Source organism: Salegentibacter lacus (genome assembly GCF_020164555.1).
Lineage (GTDB): Bacteria > Bacteroidota > Bacteroidia > Flavobacteriales > Flavobacteriaceae > Salegentibacter > Salegentibacter lacus.
The window spans coordinates 33,964-52,602 of record NZ_JAIQZB010000015.1 but is presented as its reverse complement, the minus strand read 5'-3'; the positions used below and the strand labels follow the sequence as shown (position 1 = coordinate 52,602).

11 protein-coding genes are annotated in these 18,639 nt (G+C 37.9%); 9 read left to right on the top strand and 2 right to left on the bottom strand.

Going from position 1 to position 18,639, the window contains the following annotated elements; translation table 11 throughout:
• Positions 1-6 precede the first annotated feature (6 nt).
• From LB465_RS12950 to LB465_RS12920, 7 genes are read left to right on the top strand one after another with little or no spacing between them, the layout of a single operon-like run.
• Positions 7-975 (top strand): glycoside hydrolase family 43 protein, encoded by a 969-nt coding sequence (locus tag LB465_RS12950; protein ID WP_224470292.1) that lies wholly within the window; start codon positions 7-9, stop codon positions 973-975.
• Between the two features lie 53 nt (positions 976-1,028).
• Positions 1,029-2,384: a glycoside hydrolase family 43 protein gene (locus LB465_RS12945; protein ID WP_449619099.1), complete on the top strand. Its 1,356-nt coding sequence runs from the start codon at positions 1,029-1,031 to the stop codon at positions 2,382-2,384.
• 42 nt (positions 2,385-2,426) lie between these two features.
• Complete coding sequence (locus LB465_RS12940) at positions 2,427-4,136, top strand: glycoside hydrolase family 43 protein (RefSeq protein ID WP_224470290.1); 1,710 nt, start codon at positions 2,427-2,429, stop codon at positions 4,134-4,136.
• Between the two features lie 37 nt (positions 4,137-4,173).
• On the top strand, positions 4,174-5,481 hold the full coding sequence (locus LB465_RS12935; RefSeq protein WP_224470289.1) for a glycosyl hydrolase family 8: 1,308 nt from the start codon (positions 4,174-4,176) through the stop codon (positions 5,479-5,481).
• 20 nt (positions 5,482-5,501) lie between these two features.
• The gene (locus LB465_RS12930; protein ID WP_224470288.1) at positions 5,502-6,320 is read left to right on the top strand and encodes a sialate O-acetylesterase; all 819 of its coding nucleotides are present in this window, start codon (positions 5,502-5,504) and stop codon (positions 6,318-6,320) included.
• A 27-nt stretch (positions 6,321-6,347) separates the two neighbouring features.
• Positions 6,348-8,261, top strand: a complete 1,914-nt coding sequence (locus LB465_RS12925; RefSeq protein ID WP_224470287.1) for an alpha/beta hydrolase-fold protein — start codon at positions 6,348-6,350, stop codon at positions 8,259-8,261.
• Between the two features lie 52 nt (positions 8,262-8,313).
• A complete protein-coding gene (locus LB465_RS12920) occupies positions 8,314-9,429 on the top strand; it encodes an alpha/beta hydrolase-fold protein (RefSeq protein WP_224470286.1) in 1,116 nt (371 codons plus the stop codon).
• A gap of 25 nt (positions 9,430-9,454) precedes the next feature.
• Here LB465_RS12920 and LB465_RS12915 read toward each other — a convergent pair whose 3' ends face one another.
• Together LB465_RS12915 and LB465_RS12910 are read right to left on the bottom strand one after the other, a co-directional pair.
• Complete coding sequence (locus LB465_RS12915) at positions 9,455-13,513, bottom strand: hybrid sensor histidine kinase/response regulator transcription factor (protein ID WP_224470285.1); 4,059 nt, start codon at positions 13,511-13,513, stop codon at positions 9,455-9,457.
• Between the two features lie 312 nt (positions 13,514-13,825).
• On the bottom strand, positions 13,826-14,515 hold the full coding sequence (locus LB465_RS12910; RefSeq protein WP_224470284.1) for an NUDIX hydrolase: 690 nt from the start codon (positions 14,513-14,515) through the stop codon (positions 13,826-13,828).
• Positions 14,516-14,700: 185 nt separating this feature from the next.
• Here LB465_RS12910 and LB465_RS12905 point away from each other — a divergent pair, with 185 nt between their 5' ends.
• Positions 14,701-16,239: an alpha-N-arabinofuranosidase gene (locus LB465_RS12905; RefSeq protein ID WP_224470283.1), complete on the top strand. Its 1,539-nt coding sequence runs from the start codon at positions 14,701-14,703 to the stop codon at positions 16,237-16,239.
• 6 nt (positions 16,240-16,245) lie between these two features.
• Positions 16,246-18,633 (top strand): glycoside hydrolase family 127 protein, encoded by a 2,388-nt coding sequence (locus tag LB465_RS12900; RefSeq protein ID WP_224470282.1) that lies wholly within the window; start codon positions 16,246-16,248, stop codon positions 18,631-18,633.
• Positions 18,634-18,639: the final 6 nt, after the last annotated feature.

Genomic DNA, 18,639 nt, shown 5'->3' with positions numbered 1-18,639 from the left:
AAAATTATGAAACTAAAAATTAAAATACTGGCATTATGTGGATTAGGCTTAATGTTTACACCGCAGCTTTTAAAAGCCCAAAACCCTATTATCACAGATGTTTTTACGGCAGATCCCGCACCGCTGGTTTATGACGATACGGTTTATTTATATACCAGTCACGATACGGCTTCGGTATCTTCTACCAACTATGAAATGAAAGATTGGTTGGTTTTTTCTTCAACTGATATGAAGAATTGGAAAAATCACGGACCAAAACTCTCTCCAAAAGATTTTTCCTGGGCAACTGGGGATGCTTATGCCGCTGAGGTTGCAGAAAGAGACGGTAAATTTTATTTCTATGTATCAACATTTCATAAAGATGATGACAGGAGCAATGGAGGTGCAGCCATAGGAGTAGCAGTTGCTGATTCACCCTTAGGCCCTTTTAAGGATGCTAAAGGAGAAGCTTTAATATATAATGAAATGACCACCGATAATCCACACGGGTGGGATGATATAGATCCTTCGGTTTTTGTAGATGATGACGGCCAGGCATATATGTACTGGGGTAATGGTAGCCTGAAAATGGTCAAATTAAAAGATAATATGATTGAATTGGATGGGGATATCCAATATTTAAATCCAAAGAATTTTATAGAAGGCCCATGGGTTTATAAAAGAAAAGGCCTGTATTATTTAGTATATGCGAGTCAGGGGGAAGAGCGTGAAAGAATTGAATACGCTACTTCCGATAGTCCGGAAGGCCCGTGGGAATATCGTGGAATACTCGCAGACAGCGCTCCCAATAGTTTTACCATTCATCCCGGTATTATCGAGTACAAAGGAAAAGATTATTTTTTTTACCATAATGGTGTATTACCTACTGGTGGGAGTTACCGTCGCTCTATTGCTGTAGATTATATGTATTACAATGAAGATGGCACCATTAAGAAAGTAGAACAAACGGAGGAAGGAGTTAAAGCCGTAGAATAGTTTTCTCTGTATAATCCCAAAATAAAGTTCGAGAAAATAGAAAAAGTATGACTGTGAAAAGATTATTATTACTTCTTAGCCTTATACTCGTTTTTAAAGCAGGTATTTCCCAAAATCCAATTGTGCAAACCAATTTCACGGCAGATCCTGCTCCAATGGTTTATAACGATAAACTCTATTTATACACTTCTCACGACGAAGATGAATCTACCTGGTTTACTATGAACGACTGGCGTTTGTACACCACTGAAGATATGGTGAACTGGACAGATCACGGTGCTATTTTAGCTTATGATGATTTTGAATGGGCAGGAAAAAACGCCTGGGCGCCGCAGGCTATAGAAAGGGCTGGAAAATTCTATATGTATGTGCCTATAACAAGCAGGGAAGGAAAAAACGGAATTGGCGTAGCCGTAGCCGATAGCCCGTACGGTCCCTTTATTGATCCGCTGGGGAAACCTTTAATAAGCAATAGTCAGGATGATATAGATCCATCGGTTTTTATTGACGACGATGGGCAGGCATATTTGTTTTGGGGAAATCCGGTGCCTTATTATGTGAAGCTGAATGAAGATATGATAAGTTATGAAGGTAAAATAACCCAAATTCCTAATACTATTGAAGCCTTTGGTATGCGGGAAGGGGAAGAAGATTCACGTAGGCCAACAACCTATGAAGAAGGACCCTGGCTTTATAAAAGAAATGCTACTTATTATATGTTTTTCGCTGCCGGACCCTTACCCGAACATATTGGGTATTCCACAAGCAAAAATATAACTGGACCTTATGAATATCAAGGGGTGATAATGCCGGAAGAAGGTGGCGCCTTTACAAATCATCCCGGAATTGTAGATTTTAAAGGAAATACTTACTTCTTTTATCATAATGCTACACTTCCCGGTGGAAGCGGATTTACAAGATCTGTAGCTGTTGAAGAAATGCATTTTAATGAAGATGGTTACGTAAAACAACTAAAAATGACCGAAGGGATTGAAGAAGCTTTAAAGACCTTGAACCCATATGTTAAAAATGAAGCCGAAACAATCGCCTGGTCAGAAGGCTTAAAATCCAGGGAAAATGAGGTGGTTGGAAATTTCATAGTGGCTACGCGTAATAATTCATTTTCAAAGGTTCGAGAAGTAGATTTCAGGGAGCAAGGTGCTTCTGAATTTACTGCCCGAGTGGGAACAACTCACAATGGAGACGTAAATATGGAAATAAGACTTGATGCGTTAGATGGCGAACTGATAGGCACAATAGAAGTGCCATTAACCGGAGGCAATGATAGATGGGAGCTTGTTACTACAGAAATAGAAAATGTAACAGGTGTTCACGATGTATATTTTGTATTTAAAGGTAAAGCAGCTAGTGAAATTCTATATTTCGATTACTGGATGTTTTCAAAATAAGATTTAATAAAAAAACGATAAGAATTAATTAATAAGTGAATAATGAAAAAAAATCAAGTTGTTTTAATCACCGCCTTTTTGGCTTTATTTGTTTTTACCGGTTGTAATGCCCAGAAAAATGTCCCCGTATTTTCCAGTGTGGTATATGAAGGGAATGATGATATTTATAATGAAAATCCTTTAGAACCAAATGAGTTCTATAACCCAATTTTACAGGGGACTTATCCAGATCCCGCCATTGCCCGTAAGGGGGAAGACTATTATTTAGTAGCTTCATCGTTTGCGATGTTTCCGGGAGTTCCAATTTTTCATTCTAATGATTTGGTAAATTGGAAGCAAATTGGTCACGTGTTGGATCGCAAGTCTCAGTTAAAAGTACACGATACTGGAATTAGCGCAGGTATTTATGCTCCGGATATCAGGTACAATCCGCATAATGATACTTTTTACATGATCACCACCCAATTTGCCGGCGGTTTTGGTAACATAGTCGTTAAAACCCAGGACCCGAAAGAAGGTTGGAGTGATCCTATTAAACTTGATTTTGGAGGGATAGATCCTGCAATATTTTTTGATGATGACGGTAAGGCTTATGTAACTCATAACGATGCTCCTGATGAAGGAGAAGAATTATACCAGGGCCATCGTGTGATTAAAATCTGGGAATATGATATAGAGAACGACCAGGTAATTGAGGGCACCGATAAGATTATTGTAAATGGTGGGGTAGATCTTTCCAAAAAACCTATTTGGATTGAAGCACCGCATATTTATAAAAAAGATGGGAGATATTATTTAATGTGTGCTGAAGGTGGTACCGGAGGATGGCATAGTGAAGTAATTTTTGTAAGTGACAACCCGATGGGGCCTTACGAGCCCGCACCCAGCAATCCTATCCTAACGCAGCGTCATTTTCCAAAAGACAGGAAGAATAAAGTAGATTGGGCAGGACACGCCGATTTAGTTGTTGGTCCCGATGATAAATACTACGGCGTATTTTTAGGAATTCGACCTAATGAAAAAGACAGGGTAACTACCGGTAGAGAAACTTTTATTTTACCCGTAGATTGGTCCGGGAAATTTCCGGTTTTTGAAAATGGTTTAGTTCCTATGGAGCCCAAGCTTGAAATGCCGGAAGGTGTTGAAAATAAGACAGGGGAAGGTGAATTTTTTCCAAATGGTAATTTCACCTATATTGAAGATTTCACTTCAGAAAAACTCGATTACCGTTGGATAGGGTTAAGGGGACCGCGTGAAGATTTTATGGAATTCACAGATAAAGGGCTTAAAATCAATCCTTTTAAAGTGAACATTAAGGAAGTAAAACCTACTTCAACGCTTTTTTACCGTCAGCAGCATAAAGATTTTTCTTTTACAGCTAATATAGCTTATGAACCTAAATCCGAAAATGATTTAGCTGGAATTACAGCTTTACAAAATGAAGGCTTCAATTACGTTTTTGGTATTACCAAAAAGGGCAATAAGGATTATTTAGTATTAGAAAGAACAGAAAAAGCATCTTCAGAAATCCTGGCCACTAAGGAAATAGAATTAAAAGGAGAACTTCAGCTTAGAGTAGAGGCAGATGGAGATGATTATAAATTCAGTTATGCTTTAAACGGAGGAAATTTTGAAAATTTAGGTGGCACTGTATCGGGCGATATTTTATCTACCAATGTGGCCGGCGGTTTTACCGGGACCCTTATTGGTCTATATGCAACCTCGGCAAACGATGTTGTTCCTGAGGAATAGGGATAATTCATAATTCAAACTTTAAACACGAGAAAAAATGATGAAAAAGTTTTATATACCTGTATTGTGCACTTTCTGTCTTCTGTTTTTTACAACAGATATAATTGCACAAAATTGTGATGAAGAAGTAGAAGATCCTCGTGGAAAAATGGAGCCCTGGACTAAGGGAGCCTGGGAAACCGGGGAATATAGAAACCTCTTTTTAGAAGCCGGTTATTCCCAGGCTGATATTGATGCAAAACTGGAAAAAGCTTATTACGATCTTTTTGAAGGACCGGACAGGGTATATTTTGAAGTAGAAGATTCCCTGGCTTATGTATCTGACCTTAAAAATAAAGATGCCCGTACCGAAGGACTTTCTTACGGATTAATGGTGGCGGTTCAGTTTGATAAAAAAGAAGTTTTTGACAAGCTTTGGCGCTGGACGGTGAAATATATGCAGCACCAGGAAGGGCCCAGCGAAGCTTATTTCGCCTGGAGTGTAGATCCAAAAAAGGGAAAAAAGAATGCTGAAGGATCAGCCTCAGATGGGGAATTGTTCTTTGTAACCGCCTTGCTTTTCGCTTCCAATCTTTGGGGGAACGAAACCGGAATAGATTATTACGCCGAAGCCAGGAGAATTCTGGACGCTATGTGGAGCAAGGATGGTACAGATGGAGTTAGGAATGTACTCAATGAGGAACATAAACAGATAACTTTTGTACCGCACGACGGCGGATACGATTGGACAGATCCTTCTTATCACGTGCCCGCTTTCTTTGAGGTTTGGGCAGAATACGCGAATGATGGCCGCGAGGAATTTTACAGGGCAACTGCCGATACAGCCAGGGCTTTTCTACACCGCGCCACCCATCCTGAAACCGGTTTGACTCCAGATTATGCCGAATTCAGTGGAGAACCTCATAGCCGTGGTAAGATGGGGGATGCTTTTAGGTATGATTCCTGGCGTGTACCTTTTAATATCGCTATGGATTATAGCTGGTACGCCAAAGACAGGGAATGGCAACAAGAATATGCGCACCGAATCCAAAACTTCCTGTATTGTGAGGGACTGGAAACTTATGTAGATCAATATAATATAGACGGCTCAACTCCAGACTGGATACTTCCAGCGGGAGGCTTTCAAAAGTTAAGGCATTCGCTTGGCCTTGTTTCTACGGCTGCTACAGCTTCTTTAATGACTACCCACCCCAAAGGATGGAAATTTGTAGATGAAATTTGGGAAGCAAAATTAGAACCTTATGAAGATGGCTATTTTGATCCTTATTTTGACGGACTTCTTTACCTGTTTAGCCTGATGCAATTAAGTGGCAATTACCAGATCATAACTCCACAAGCAAACTAAAATCTGATTGATAACTTAATATGAAAAAATATTTTCTATTGGCACTTTTACTAACCGGTTCGGTTAGTCTTGCTCAAGACTCCAATTTCCACGTGTATTTAAGTTTTGGTCAATCCAATATGGAAGGTCATGCTAAATTTGAACATCAGGACACACTGGGGACTGAAAGATTCCAAGTTTTACAAAGTGTAGATTGTCCTGAGCTGGGAAGGGAAGCAGGGAAATGGTATACCGCAGTTCCGCCTTTGTCACGGTGCGATACCGGTTTAACTCCCACCGATTATTTTGGAAGAACTATGGTTCAGAATTTACCTGAAAATGTAAAAGTCGGGGTAATTAATGTTGCCGTAGGCGGATGTAAAATCGAATTATTTGATAAAGAAAATTATCAGGATTATGTAGATACCGCTCCGGATTGGATGATGTCTCGAATTAATCAGTACAATGGAAATCCTTATGGCCACCTGGTAGACCTTGGAAAAAAAGCTCAGGAAAAGGGAGTGATAAAAGGAATCCTTTTGCACCAGGGCGAATCTAATACCGGCGATGAGCAGTGGCCCGAAAAAGTGAAGACCGTTTATGAGGATTTATTGAAAGATCTAAACTTAAATGCTGATGAGGTTCCACTTATAGCTGGGGAAATGGTTTCAGAAGAGCAGGGCGGCAAATGTGCCAGTATGAATAAAATACTTGCAAAGCTTCCGCATAAAATTCCCAACGCTCACATCGTTTCTTCAGAAGGATGTGAAGCCGTGGATGACGGGTTACATTTTTCAGCAGCGGGATATAGGGAATTGGGCGAGCGTTATGCTGAAAAGATGCTTCCGCTTTTGAAGTAATTGATAATAATTTAAACTATTTGTACTATGAAAAAATTCAGTACGTTTTTAATTTTTCTCATGATGTTAGGATTTTCCTCTTCGGCCCAGGAGATTTCCAAAGAAATGCCTCAGGGTATTGATGAGGAACGAACAGGCATTGCCACTGGAAAAATAGACACAATTAGTTATGCTTCCAAAACGGTAAGTAATACCCGGAAAGCATTAATTTATACACCTCCGGGTTTTTCAAAAGAGAAAGCATATCCTGTGTTATACTTGCTGCACGGCATTGGAGGTGATGAAAAAGAATGGCTGAAGGGAGCTAATCCGCAGGTAATTCTTGATAATCTTTATGCTGAAAACAGGCTTGAACCGATGCTGGTGGTAATGCCTAACGGAAGGGCTATGAAAAATGACCGGGCCGAAGGAAATATCTTTGCACCGGATAAAATTGAAGCTTTTAGCCGTTTTGAAGATGATTTATTAAATGACCTGATTCCTTTTATTGAAAAGAATTATCCGGTGCTGACAGATCGCGAAAATCGAGCTATTGCGGGCCTTTCAATGGGAGGTGGTCAATCTCTAAACTTTGGCCTGGGTAATCTTGATAAATTTGCCTGGGTAGGCGCATTTTCTGCCGCACCCAATACCAAAGAACCTAAAGCACTACTACCAAATCCGAAGGAAGCCAAAGAAAAACTTGAATTGCTTTTTATTTCTTGTGGTGATAAGGACGATCTTCTCCACGTTAGTCAGAGAACTCATAATTATCTTTTTCAGGAAGGAGTACCGCATATTTACTACCTGGAACCCGGTGGCCACGATTTTAAAGTCTGGAAGAACGGACTCTATATGTTTAGCCAGTTTTTATTTAAACCGGTAGATGAATCTTCCTTTTCAGAGTACACAGTTTTAGGAACTCCGGCTTCCACAAATATTCGTTCTGCAGATTATCCGCAGATACTTCCGGATAACCGGGTGAGCTTCAGAATAGATGCGCCTGAAGCAAAGAAGGTTCAAATAGATCTGGGGCGAAAATATGATATGGAAAAAGATTCCAGCGGAACCTGGACTGTTACTACAGATTCTATAGGCCAGGGCTTTCATTATTATTCTTTGGTTATTGACGATGTTGCAGTAGCCGATCCTGCCAGCGAAACCTTTTACGGAATGGGTAGAATGGCAAGCGGAATTGAAATTCCATCCCGGCAGGGAGAATTTTATGCCCTGAAAGATGTGCCGCACGGAGATGTACGGACAAGGCGCTATTTTTCTGACATAACAAATAGCTGGCGTAGAATGTATGTTTATGCTCCTCCGGGTTACGACGCTTCAAATGAAGATTATCCGGTGCTATATTTATTGCACGGTGGCGGAGAGGATGAACGTAGCTGGTCTACCCAGGGACGTGCCGATTTGATTATGGATAACCTTATTGCCGAAAACAAAGCCGAACCTATGTTGGTGGTAATGATGGATGGAAATTTAGGTTCCCGTAATTCCTTTCAACAATCACTTCAAACTTTTGAGCAGGAACTGAAGCAGGTGGTGATCCCGTTTGTAGAAAATAATTTTCGCGTAGCCCCGGGAGCTGAAAACCGGGCTTTGGCAGGGCTTTCCATGGGTGGCCTTCAAACTTTATACGCCGGTATCCGAAATACCGATATGTTTTCCCATTTAGGAGTTTTTAGCTCGGGCTGGTTTAAGGACAATCCAGAACTTACTAAACCGGAATATGCTTTTATGAAAGAAAATGCAGCGAAAATTAATAATAACCTGGAGTCTTTCTGGCTTTCTATGGGTGGCGAGGAAGATATAGCTTACAACAATAATAAAGCGATGATGGCCAAATTTGATGAAATGGGAATAAAGTATGATTATAGCGAATATCCGGGTGGCCATACCTGGCCAGTTTGGCGTCACAACCTGTTTTCTTTTGCACCGCTTTTGTTTAAATAACAAAATTTCCCTGGAGAGGCCAATCTCATTATTAACATTTAAAATATTTATTATGAAACACTATAAATTAATACTCTTTCTAAGCTTAGGCTTTTTATCCCACCTTGGTACTGCACAGAACCAAGAGGTGGATAATAAGGAAGAGTTTAAACCTTCTCCGGTAAATCAGCCGGGCAGTGAATATCCTATGGTTAACGAAAAAGGCCAGGTTCGCACACAAATATCTGCTCCGGAAGCCAGGAAGGTTCAACTGGATATTGGCGGTGTGAAATACGATATGGAAAAAGATGAAGAAGGAGTGTGGATAGGTGAGTCGGCGCCGCAGGATGAAGGTTTTCACTATTATCAGCTAAACATAGATGGTGCTTCTGTGCCAGATCCCGGAAGTTTATATTTTTACGGAGCAAATCGCTGGGGGAGTGGTATTGAAGTGCCGGCTCAGGATCAGGAATTCTTTGCTTTAAGGAATGTTCCGCATGGTAAGGTTGAACAAATCCTTTTTCCTTCAAAAAGCACAGATACTTTGCGCCGGGCGTTTGTGTATACGCCACCCGAGTATGATTTGGAACCAGAGAAAAGCTATCCTGTTTTATACTTACAACACGGATATGGTGAAAATGAAACTTCATGGCCCAATCAGGGTCGTGCCAACCTTATTATGGATAACCTGTTGGCAGAAGGAAAAGCAAAACCATTTATCATAGTTATGACCTATGGAATGACCAATGAGATAGAATTTGGAGGTTTGAGAGACTTTGATATCGAACCTTTTCAAACGGTTTTGGTAGATGAATTAATTCCTTATATAGATACTCATTACAGAACCAAGGCAAATAAGGAAAACCGTGCAATGGCAGGACTTTCTATGGGAGCTTTTGAAACAAAACTTATCACTCTAAACAAGCCTGAAGTGTTTTCGCACTACGCCCTGTTTAGTGGAGGTATTTATGAACCGAAGGAAATCCAAGACAGAACGATACCTGAATTAATTTTTATTAGTACAGGAAGTAAAGAAAGGCCTGATGCCGTAAAAAGTGCAGTTTCTGAATTGAAAAACAAAGGTTTTAATGCGGTTTCATACGTTTCTGATGGAACAGCGCACGAATTCCATACCTGGCGTCGTAGCTTACACCAGCTCGCTCCGTTGTTATTTCAGGCTGAGGATTAAATTATTGACTCATTTTTATAGTTAATTAAGCGTGTTTTTGTTTTTGCCGGTAGTTTGTGGGGGGCATTCCATACAGGTCTTTAAACCTGGTTGAAAATTTTGACGTGCTGGAAAAACCAACTGCGTAGGCTACTTCAGCTATATTAATATTTTTGGAAATCAGTAAATTGGCAGCTTCTTTCAGCCTGATATTTGTGATTAATTCTCCAGCCGATTGGTTAGTGAGCTGTTTTAATTTACGATAAAGATGAACCCGGCTTATTCCTAATTCTGAAGCAACCATTTCAACATTCAAGTTTGGATTGCTAATATTATTATTTACAACCTCCATAAACTTTTCTACTAAGGTTTCATCCCCAGATTTCAGGTCTAGATGCTTGATTTTCTCTTCGTGTAATTGATTTCCGGAAAAAGTGTTCTTTAAAACATTTCGGTTTTTAATCAGGTTTTTTACGGTTTTCTTTAAGATATCTATATTAAAGGGTTTGTTGATATAAGCATCTGCGCCTATCTCCAGTCCCTCGAGGTTTGTTTCTTTGTCGGTTTTACCGGTTAAAAGAATAATCGGGATATGGTTGGTATGAATATTTTTTTTGATTTTACGCGTCAAAGTGATACCGTCCATTTCGGGCATTACCACATCGCTAATTATTAAGTCGGGAGCTTTTTCAATTACCTCGGGAAGGGCTAATTTTCCGTTTTCTTTTATTATTATGTTGTAATGGCTTTTTAATTCTATAGCGATATAATTTCTAATTTCACTATCATCGTCGACGATTAGTACTGTTGGTTTGTTCTTTTCTGAAGTACTTTCTACCTCGTCCCGATTATGAATAGTATTTATAGCGCGAGTTTCCTTGTTATGATAAGTTGCAGGAGTTTCTTCAATAATCACACTTTCTTTTAAATGGCTATTTCCTAATGGTGCACTAATTATAAACTTACAACCTTCCTGATTCTTATTATTTTCAACTTTAACTGTACCGTGGTGCAGCTCAGCTATAGATTTGGTTAAATGCAGGCCAATCCCCGTGCCTTCAAACTGCCGACTTTCATTATTGGAAACCTGGTAAAAACGGTTAAAAATGTTGTTCAGTTCACTTTCTTTGATGCCTACTCCATTATCTTTTACACTAATGTAGAACTCCTTCTTTTTCTCAAGAATTCCAATGTTCACTTCAATGATTCCATTCTGGGGAGTGAATTTTATAGCATTTGAAATTAAATTCTGAATTATCTTATCAAAATGATTTGGATCTATAAAAGCTATTATTTCCGAATCTGGATGATTAATATAGAAATTGATTCCGCGGCTCTCTATTTGATCATCAAAAAGCGAGGTTATAGACTTTACAAAGCTTATAATTTCTGTTTTTTGATATTTTAATTCAATTTTTCCCTGATCAAATTTTCGAGCATTAATTAATTGGTTTAAAAGATGCAGTATCCTTTCAGAATTTCGCTCCATAATTTTATAGAGTTTTTGGCGATCTTCTTCCTCATCTGTTTTTATTAATTTTTTTAATGGGTTTATAATAAGGGATATTGGGGTTTTTATATCGTGGGAAATATTGGTTAAAAACTGGAGCTTGGCTTCATTAATTTGTTCGGCACGCAAGTGTTCCTGTAATTCTTTTTTTGTTTTGCGCCTCTGCAGAACTTCCTGGACTATAAAATAGGTGATTGCCACAAGCAGTAGTAGATAAGTTAATTTGGCCCAGCTAGAAAAATACCATGGTGGGTGGATTATTATGGCAAGTTCCTGCTCGTTTGAGTATTCACCGTAATCTTTGGCTTTTACTTTAAAATTATAAGTTCCCGGTTCAAGATTATTAAAGGTCACCGTATTCATCCCTGGTCTCAATTTTATCCAGCTTTCTGAATTTAGGGAATAAGAATAAGTGATCCATTGCTGGTTTTTGAAAGCGAATGAAGAGAATTCAATGCTAAAATCGTTATCATTATGTGCCAGTTCAATAGTATCGGCATCTATAATCGCTTCTTCTATGATGGAATAGGAACCAGATTTCATTCCTTTTTTTACCGGTTCGTCCTGAAGATAAAAACCTGTGATTTTCAGGTCTACATTACTATCTTTCGATGTTATTTCTGAAGGATCAAAAAAAGTAACACCATTTGTACTCCCAAAGTACAAACGCCCATTTTTTTCCGAATAAGATGCATTTTTATTAAATTCATTTCCCTGAAGTCCATCTCGGAAATAGTAGTTTTTAAACTCCTTAGATTGAAGTTCGAATTTAGAAATACCATTGTTCGTGCTTATCCAAAGATTGTTGTCACTATCTGCTTCTATTGCACTTATTACATCACTTGGCAATCCCTGTTCTATTGTGTAGTTTTGGGTGATAGTATCATTTTTGGGTTTATAAAATAAACCTTCAGAAGTGCCAATCCATAAATTATTTCCTTCATCTTCGTAAAGGCTGTAAACAATTTTATTGGTTAAAATATGATTTTGCCCTTTTTCATTTAAATAGCTGTTTTTCTCTAAATCCAGGGTGGCAAGTCCATCATAAGTTCCTATATAAAGTGTGTTTGTATTGGAAAGAAGTAAACAATTAATCCATTTATTGTGTAATTGGTCATAAGGGGCTCCATCCTCAATAGTATGATGATTTGTGGTTTCTTTTGTTTCAAGATTATAGGAATAGAGTCCATATCCCAGGGTGCCGATCCAAAGGTTTTTTTGCTTGTCCTCAGTAATACTATAAATTCGTTCAACAGTATTGTTCTGTTCGTCTTTTAGAGGTTCAATATATTCTAAACCCTTGTTTTTTCGGTCCACTTTTGCCAAACCATTAAGGTAAGTGCCAATCCATAATTCTTCGTTTGAATCCTGGTAAATACTCATTATACTGGCAGAACCTTGTATCCCATTATTGCCTAAATGATAACGCTGTTTTTTTTCTTCGGTTACACCATATAATCCGTCGCCATCGGTGCCTACCCATAAAATATCCTGCTTGTCTTTATATACCGAGACTACACTGTTGGAGCCTATAATATTGTTTTTTACAGATTGGTAGCCTATATAGTTAAAGTTATTGGCCTTGTCTGGTATTAGCAAAACACCTTTTTGATAAATTCCGAGCCAGAGATTATCGGCATTATCCTGGATAGCCGAGTGAATTTTTGTTTTCTTAAAATCGAAATTAGCTATGCTAAAATCGTTTACGCTCATTTTTTCTTTAACAGGATCATAGATTTTTAAACCCATCCCATCTGTGCCAACCAAAATTTCGTTTTCCTTATTTACAAAAAGTGTTTTTACAGGTAGGTTTTTAGAATCTTCTATAAAATCAAAATTATCCTTTTCTCTATTATATTTAAATAAGCCTTTGCTTAAACTCCCAACATACAAATCACCATTTTGATCTTCAGCAATACTGGAAATTTGCGTTTCATAGTCATTGGCATTAAAATATTCAGTGATTTCTCCCGCTGGGGTTATTTTAAATAACCCTTTATCCTGGCTAAGTACCCATAGGTTTTTACTTTTATCTTCGAATATTCCTTCCAAAAAAGAAGAGGGAACCATTTCGGGAAATTTACGTGCCACGGGTTTGCCGTTCACCTGTGATAATTTTAAAATTCCCTGGCCTGATGTGCTTATCAAAATCTCTCCATTTTTCCGTTCAATCATAGAGGTTACGTGGGCGGGATAATGAGTGTTATTTTCTGTTAATAATGGAATATCATGGAATTCTTCAGTAGCATGATCAAAATATTGTAAGCCGTTAAAAAAACCGAAATATAAAACTCCGTGGCTGTCCTGAAATATGGACTTTACGTAGTTATTTAAAATAGAAGTAGAATCTTGCTTGTTTTGTTTATATATAGAAAATTTTGCGCCATCATATCTATCTAATCCATCTTCAGTAGCGATCCAGATATATCCCTTATTATCCTGATAGATTTGATTAATTAAACTACTGGAAAGCTCTGCATCGGTAGAGAATAGATTTCCTACCTGGCCATAGGTGAAGATTGGTAATAAAAGAATGGATATTAAAAATAGATGGTATCTATTTAAAAGAGCTATTTTAAAATTGGGTTCTTTCATATAGACTGAATGGTAAATTTTATGGTATAAAATCCTCTCAAAATTATTGAAGATAGAATTTCAATAATTAAATTTAGTGTAGGATCAAAACTTATGGTTTCTGTGACCACAAGTTATAATATTTTTCTTAATTTGGCAATCTATTACAGATTTATAAAAATATTGTGCCAATAACTATATATATCATCCTTTTGGGAGAAAAGTTTTAATTTCAATTTTACGGTTGATTATCATTAAGTTCGATAAAACTACTCTCAAAAGGATTTTTTAATGTGGATTTTTAATGTGAAGTATTCACTAATTTTAAAGGTCTTATAATTTGAAAGAAAAGCCTTCTTCCACTTTTTGTTGATATTTTTCTGCATCAAACTGATAAAGAAAAGAACCCTTCCGGGATGAGTTCATATCCTTTTCCTCCAGCTTGATTAAAATATCCAGGGCGTTTATTTTATTGATAAAATTCCGCTTGTCCAGCTTTTCTCCAAGAATAGATTCATAAAGTTTTTGAAGCTGGCGCATTGTAAATTTTTCGGGAAGAAGTTCAAAACCAATGGGTTTTGAAGATACCCTGCGCCTAAGCCGTTTCATTGCTTTAATAATCATTTCGGGATGGTCAAAAATCAGATCGGGCAATTCGGTGACGCTATGCCATTTCGCAGAGTGTTTATCGCTTAAAGTTTTATCGTGTTCTTTAATATTAATCAAGGCATAATATGCTACCGATATAGTTCTTTCTGCAGGATCCCTGTCAACTTCACTAAAAGCATATAGCTGCTCCATATAAATTTGTTCAATTCCCGTGAGTTGGTAAAGGATGCGGTTTGCAGCCATATTAAGGTTTTCGTGTCTTTTAAGAAAACCTCCCATTAAAGACCATTTTCCTTTTTCAGGTTCAAAATTTCTTTTAATGAGAAGAATTTTTAAATCTTCCTCATCAAAACCAAATATTATACAATCTACTGCCAGAAGAACTTTGTCTTCTAATTGGTATTTCTGAACCATATTTTAACTGAAATTTAAAACCGAAATGCGGCCATGCTAATATTGAATTTAATTTCTCAACTTACAAAATTAAAAATTTGTTAAAGAAAAATTGTTTTTGAGATTAACTTTTATTTATATTTGGAAATGTATAATTAACACTTAAGGGTCTTAAAGATGTTTAATTCACTGTAATCAATAATAATATGAAAGTTAAAATTTTACTTGCTCTTATGCTGGGCTTCGCTTTTAGCGTAAATGGACAGGACACAAAAATTTCATTTGAGGCTTCTGAAGATGCTCCGAAAATTAGCAAACATATCTATGGCCATTTTGCTGAACATCTGGGAAGGTCTATTTATGATGGTTTTTATGTGGGAGATACCAGTTCCATACCAAATAAGGACGGTGTAAGAATAGATATTATCGAAGCTTTAAAAGAAATAAAAATTCCAAATTTAAGATGGCCTGGCGGCTGTTTTGCAGATACCTACCAATGGAAAGATGGTATAGGTCCACAAGTGGACAGGCCCACGATGGTTAACGCCTGGTGGGGCGGGATAACCGAGGATAATAGCTTTGGTACTCATAACTTTTTAAATCTTTGCGAAGAACTGGGAGCTGAACCGTTTATTTCGGGAAATGTAGGTAGTGGAACTGTAGAGGATTTTACAGATTGGTTACAATATACAAACCACGCTGAAGGAAGTCCTATGGCTAAATTGAGGAAAGAAAATGGAAGAGAAGAACCCTGGAATGTAAAATATTGGGGAATTGGTAATGAAATGTGGGGTTGCGGAGGTAATATGACTGCAGAATATTATGCCAATATTTATAAGCAGTATTCTACATTTATGACCAGTTGGGAAAATGAAAACGACCTTTACAGAATTGCTGCCGGAGCTTCGGGAGACGATTACCACTGGACCGAAGTTTTAATGCGTGATGTTCCGAAATCTTTAATTGAAGCAGTAGGCTTACACCATTATGCAGTGATAGATTGGGAAAATAAGGGTTCTGCGACAGGATATGACGAAGAGATCTATTTCAGAAGTATGGAAGAAGCTCTCAAAATGGAAAAGTTCGTGGAAAAACATTCCGAAGTGATGGATAAATATGATCCAGACAATACCATAGATCTTGTTGTAGATGAATGGGGAGGTTGGTACGACGTTGAAGAAGGTACCAATCCTGGCTTTTTATACCAACAAAATACTATGAGAGATGCTATGATCGCCGGGGCTACACTTAATATTTTTAATAATCATAGTGAAAGGGTCAAAATGGCGAACTTAGCGCAAACCGTAAATGTATTACAGGCAGTGGCGCTTACCGATGGTGAGAAAATGATTCTTACTCCAACCTATCACGTATTTAAAATGTACACCGTACACCACGATGCACAGTTGCTACCGGTTAATTTTGATTCTCCTGAGTATACTTTTGAAGGAGGATCTTTACCTGCAATTTCTGTTTCAGCTTCAAAGAATGAAGCCGGAAATACCAATATTTCTTTGGTTAACATAGATGCCAGTGCAGAACATAAAGTTGAAATTGATTTAGAAGGGCTTGATGTAAATAATATAGAAGGAGAAATCCTTAAATCAGGAAAAATACAGGACCACAACACTTTTGATAATCCGGATAAAATTAATATTACTGAATTTAAAGATTTTAAGTTGAGAAATGGCAAATTAGAAGTTAGTTTGCCACCATTCTCTGTAGTTGTACTATCGTCTAAATAATTCAATATGAAATTATTCTTTGTTGATTTTAAAATAAATCTTTTAAGCTTATTGGTTTGCCTGGTCACAACGTTAATGTTTGGCCAGCAGGCCAAATTGGAAACTTTCCAGCTTGAAGATGTCAGCTTAGAGCAAGGGCCGTTTCGCAATGCCATGTTGGTCGATTTAGATTATATTTTAGAATTAAATCCCGATAAACTTTTAGCACCATTTTTACGCGAAGCCGGATTAAATCCAAAAGCAAATAGTTATACTAATTGGGAAAACTCAGGGCTGGATGGTCATATTGGCGGTCACTATCTTACCGCGCTTGCACAGATGCAAGCTTCAGCAGGAAGTGAAAAAGCAGATTCCCTGCTAAATTATAGTTTAAATGAATTAGAAAGAGTTCAGCAGGCAAATGGCAATGGCTATATCGGTGGAGTTCCCGGAAGTAAAGCGTTATGGGACGAAATTGCCAAAGGTAATATCGATGCAGCCAGCTTTAGCTTGAATGGAAAATGGGTGCCTTTATACAACATTCATAAAACTTATGCGGGGCTTCGGGACGCCTATGAAATTTCTGGAAAACTTCAGGCCAAAGAAATGTTGATCAAACTTTCTGATTGGATGCTTGAGGTTACTGACGGACTTTCAGAAGAACAAATTCAGGAACTATTGATTTCTGAACACGGGGGGTTAAATGAAGTTTTTGCCGATGTGGCGAGAATAACTGGGGAGGGGAAATATCTGGAATTGGCTTATAAATTTTCACATGAGAAATTACTAAATCCATTAGCTTCCAATAATGATATCCTGAATGGAATGCACGCCAATACGCAGATTCCTAAAGTAATCGGTTTTGAAACAATTGCGGGTTTGGATGACAATGAAGATTATCACACTGTCGCGACTTATTTCTGGGATAATGTTGTCAATAAACGCTCGGTAGCCATAGGTGGTAATAGTGTGAGGGAGCATTTTCATCCTACGGATGATTTTTCTGAAATGATTTCCAGCGTGCAGGGACCGGAAACCTGCAACACCTATAATATGCTAAAGTTGAGCGAAAAATTGTTTCTCGCCAATCCCGATGAAAAATATATAGATTATTATGAAGGGGCTTTATACAATCATATCCTTTCTTCTCAACACCCAGAAAAAGGAGGTTTTGTGTATTTTACGCCAATGCGTCCCGGGCATTACAGGGTTTATTCCCAGCCACAAACCAGCTTTTGGTGCTGCGTAGGTTCCGGAATTGAGAATCACGGGAAGTATAACCAGTTTATTTATACGCATTCCGAAAATGAATTGTTTGTAAATCTATTTATCCCTTCGACTTTAAACTGGAAGGAAAAAGGAATAGTATTTCATCAGAAAACTGTTTTCCCGGAAGAAGAAACAACCTCTTTTAAAATAGAAACTAAAGAGCCACAAAAATTCAGTTTGAATATCAGGTTTCCTTCCTGGGTGAAAAAAGATGAATTTAAAATTTATATCAATAAAAAGCCGTTTACAGTGAATCAGGAACCGGGCTCTTATATAAAAATTAACCGCACCTGGAAAAATAGAGATAGAATAAAAGTGGAATTACCTATGAGGATAACTGCTGAAAAACTACCAGATGGATCAGACTACGCGGCTTTAAAATATGGTCCTATTGTTTTAGGAACAAAGACCGGAGAAGAGAATCAAAAAGGAGTTTTTGCAGATGACAGTCGTGGAGGACATATTGCGGAAGGTACCCAAATTCCCATTTCTGAAATGCCCGTAATTTTAGCTGAAAACACGGAAGATTTGGTCCACAAAGTCAAAAAGAAACCAGGTAACAATCTAAGCTTTTCTGTAACCGAAGGAATTTATCCTGAAAAATATAGGGAACTGGTGTTCATTCCTTTTTATGATATTCACGAATCAAGGTATGCAATTTATCTGCCGATGGAAACAAAGGAAAGCTACGAGAGAAAGCAAGAAGAATTAAAAGCATCGGAAATCGCTGAGCGCAAACTGGAATCAAGAACCATAGATAGGGTAGTTCCAGGCGAACAACAACCTGAATCAGATCATTTTATTCAAAGTGAGAACTCTAATACCGGCGTTCATCAAAATCGTCATTGGCGTGATGCTTCAGGATGGTTTAGTTATGAGCTGGGAGACAGCGAACAAAACGGCAGCAAGCTTCAAATTACTTACTACGGAAAAGATTCCGATCGGGAATTCAGCATTTATATTAATGGGGAAGTCCTTGCCAAAGAAAATTTTCAGGGAATAGAAGGCGAACGGTTTTTCTTTAAAGAATATAATCTACCGGAAGGTTTAGAATACAATGACAATGGTAAAATCACCATACGTTTTGAAGCCAAACCCGGTTCCAGAACAGCAGGCATATATGATATAAGATTATTAAAAGAATAGAAATAT

Excerpts from the sequence above, each read along its gene's own strand:
- LB465_RS12925 (WP_224470287.1), top strand. The coding sequence starts at position 6,348 with ATGAAAAAATTCAGTACGTTTTTAATTTTTCTCATGATGTTAGGATTT.
- LB465_RS12950 (WP_224470292.1), top strand. The coding sequence starts at position 7 with ATGAAACTAAAAATTAAAATACTGGCATTATGTGGATTAGGCTTAATG.
- LB465_RS12915 (WP_224470285.1), bottom strand. The coding sequence starts at position 13,513 with ATGAAAGAACCCAATTTTAAAATAGCTCTTTTAAATAGATACCATCTA.
- LB465_RS12920 (WP_224470286.1), top strand. The coding sequence starts at position 8,314 with ATGAAACACTATAAATTAATACTCTTTCTAAGCTTAGGCTTTTTATCC.
- LB465_RS12900 (WP_224470282.1), top strand. The coding sequence starts at position 16,246 with ATGAAATTATTCTTTGTTGATTTTAAAATAAATCTTTTAAGCTTATTG.
- LB465_RS12910 (WP_224470284.1), bottom strand. The coding sequence starts at position 14,515 with ATGGTTCAGAAATACCAATTAGAAGACAAAGTTCTTCTGGCAGTAGAT.
- LB465_RS12940 (WP_224470290.1), top strand. The coding sequence starts at position 2,427 with ATGAAAAAAAATCAAGTTGTTTTAATCACCGCCTTTTTGGCTTTATTT.
- LB465_RS12935 (WP_224470289.1), top strand. The coding sequence starts at position 4,174 with ATGATGAAAAAGTTTTATATACCTGTATTGTGCACTTTCTGTCTTCTG.
- LB465_RS12905 (WP_224470283.1), top strand. The coding sequence starts at position 14,701 with ATGAAAGTTAAAATTTTACTTGCTCTTATGCTGGGCTTCGCTTTTAGC.
- LB465_RS12930 (WP_224470288.1), top strand. The coding sequence starts at position 5,502 with ATGAAAAAATATTTTCTATTGGCACTTTTACTAACCGGTTCGGTTAGT.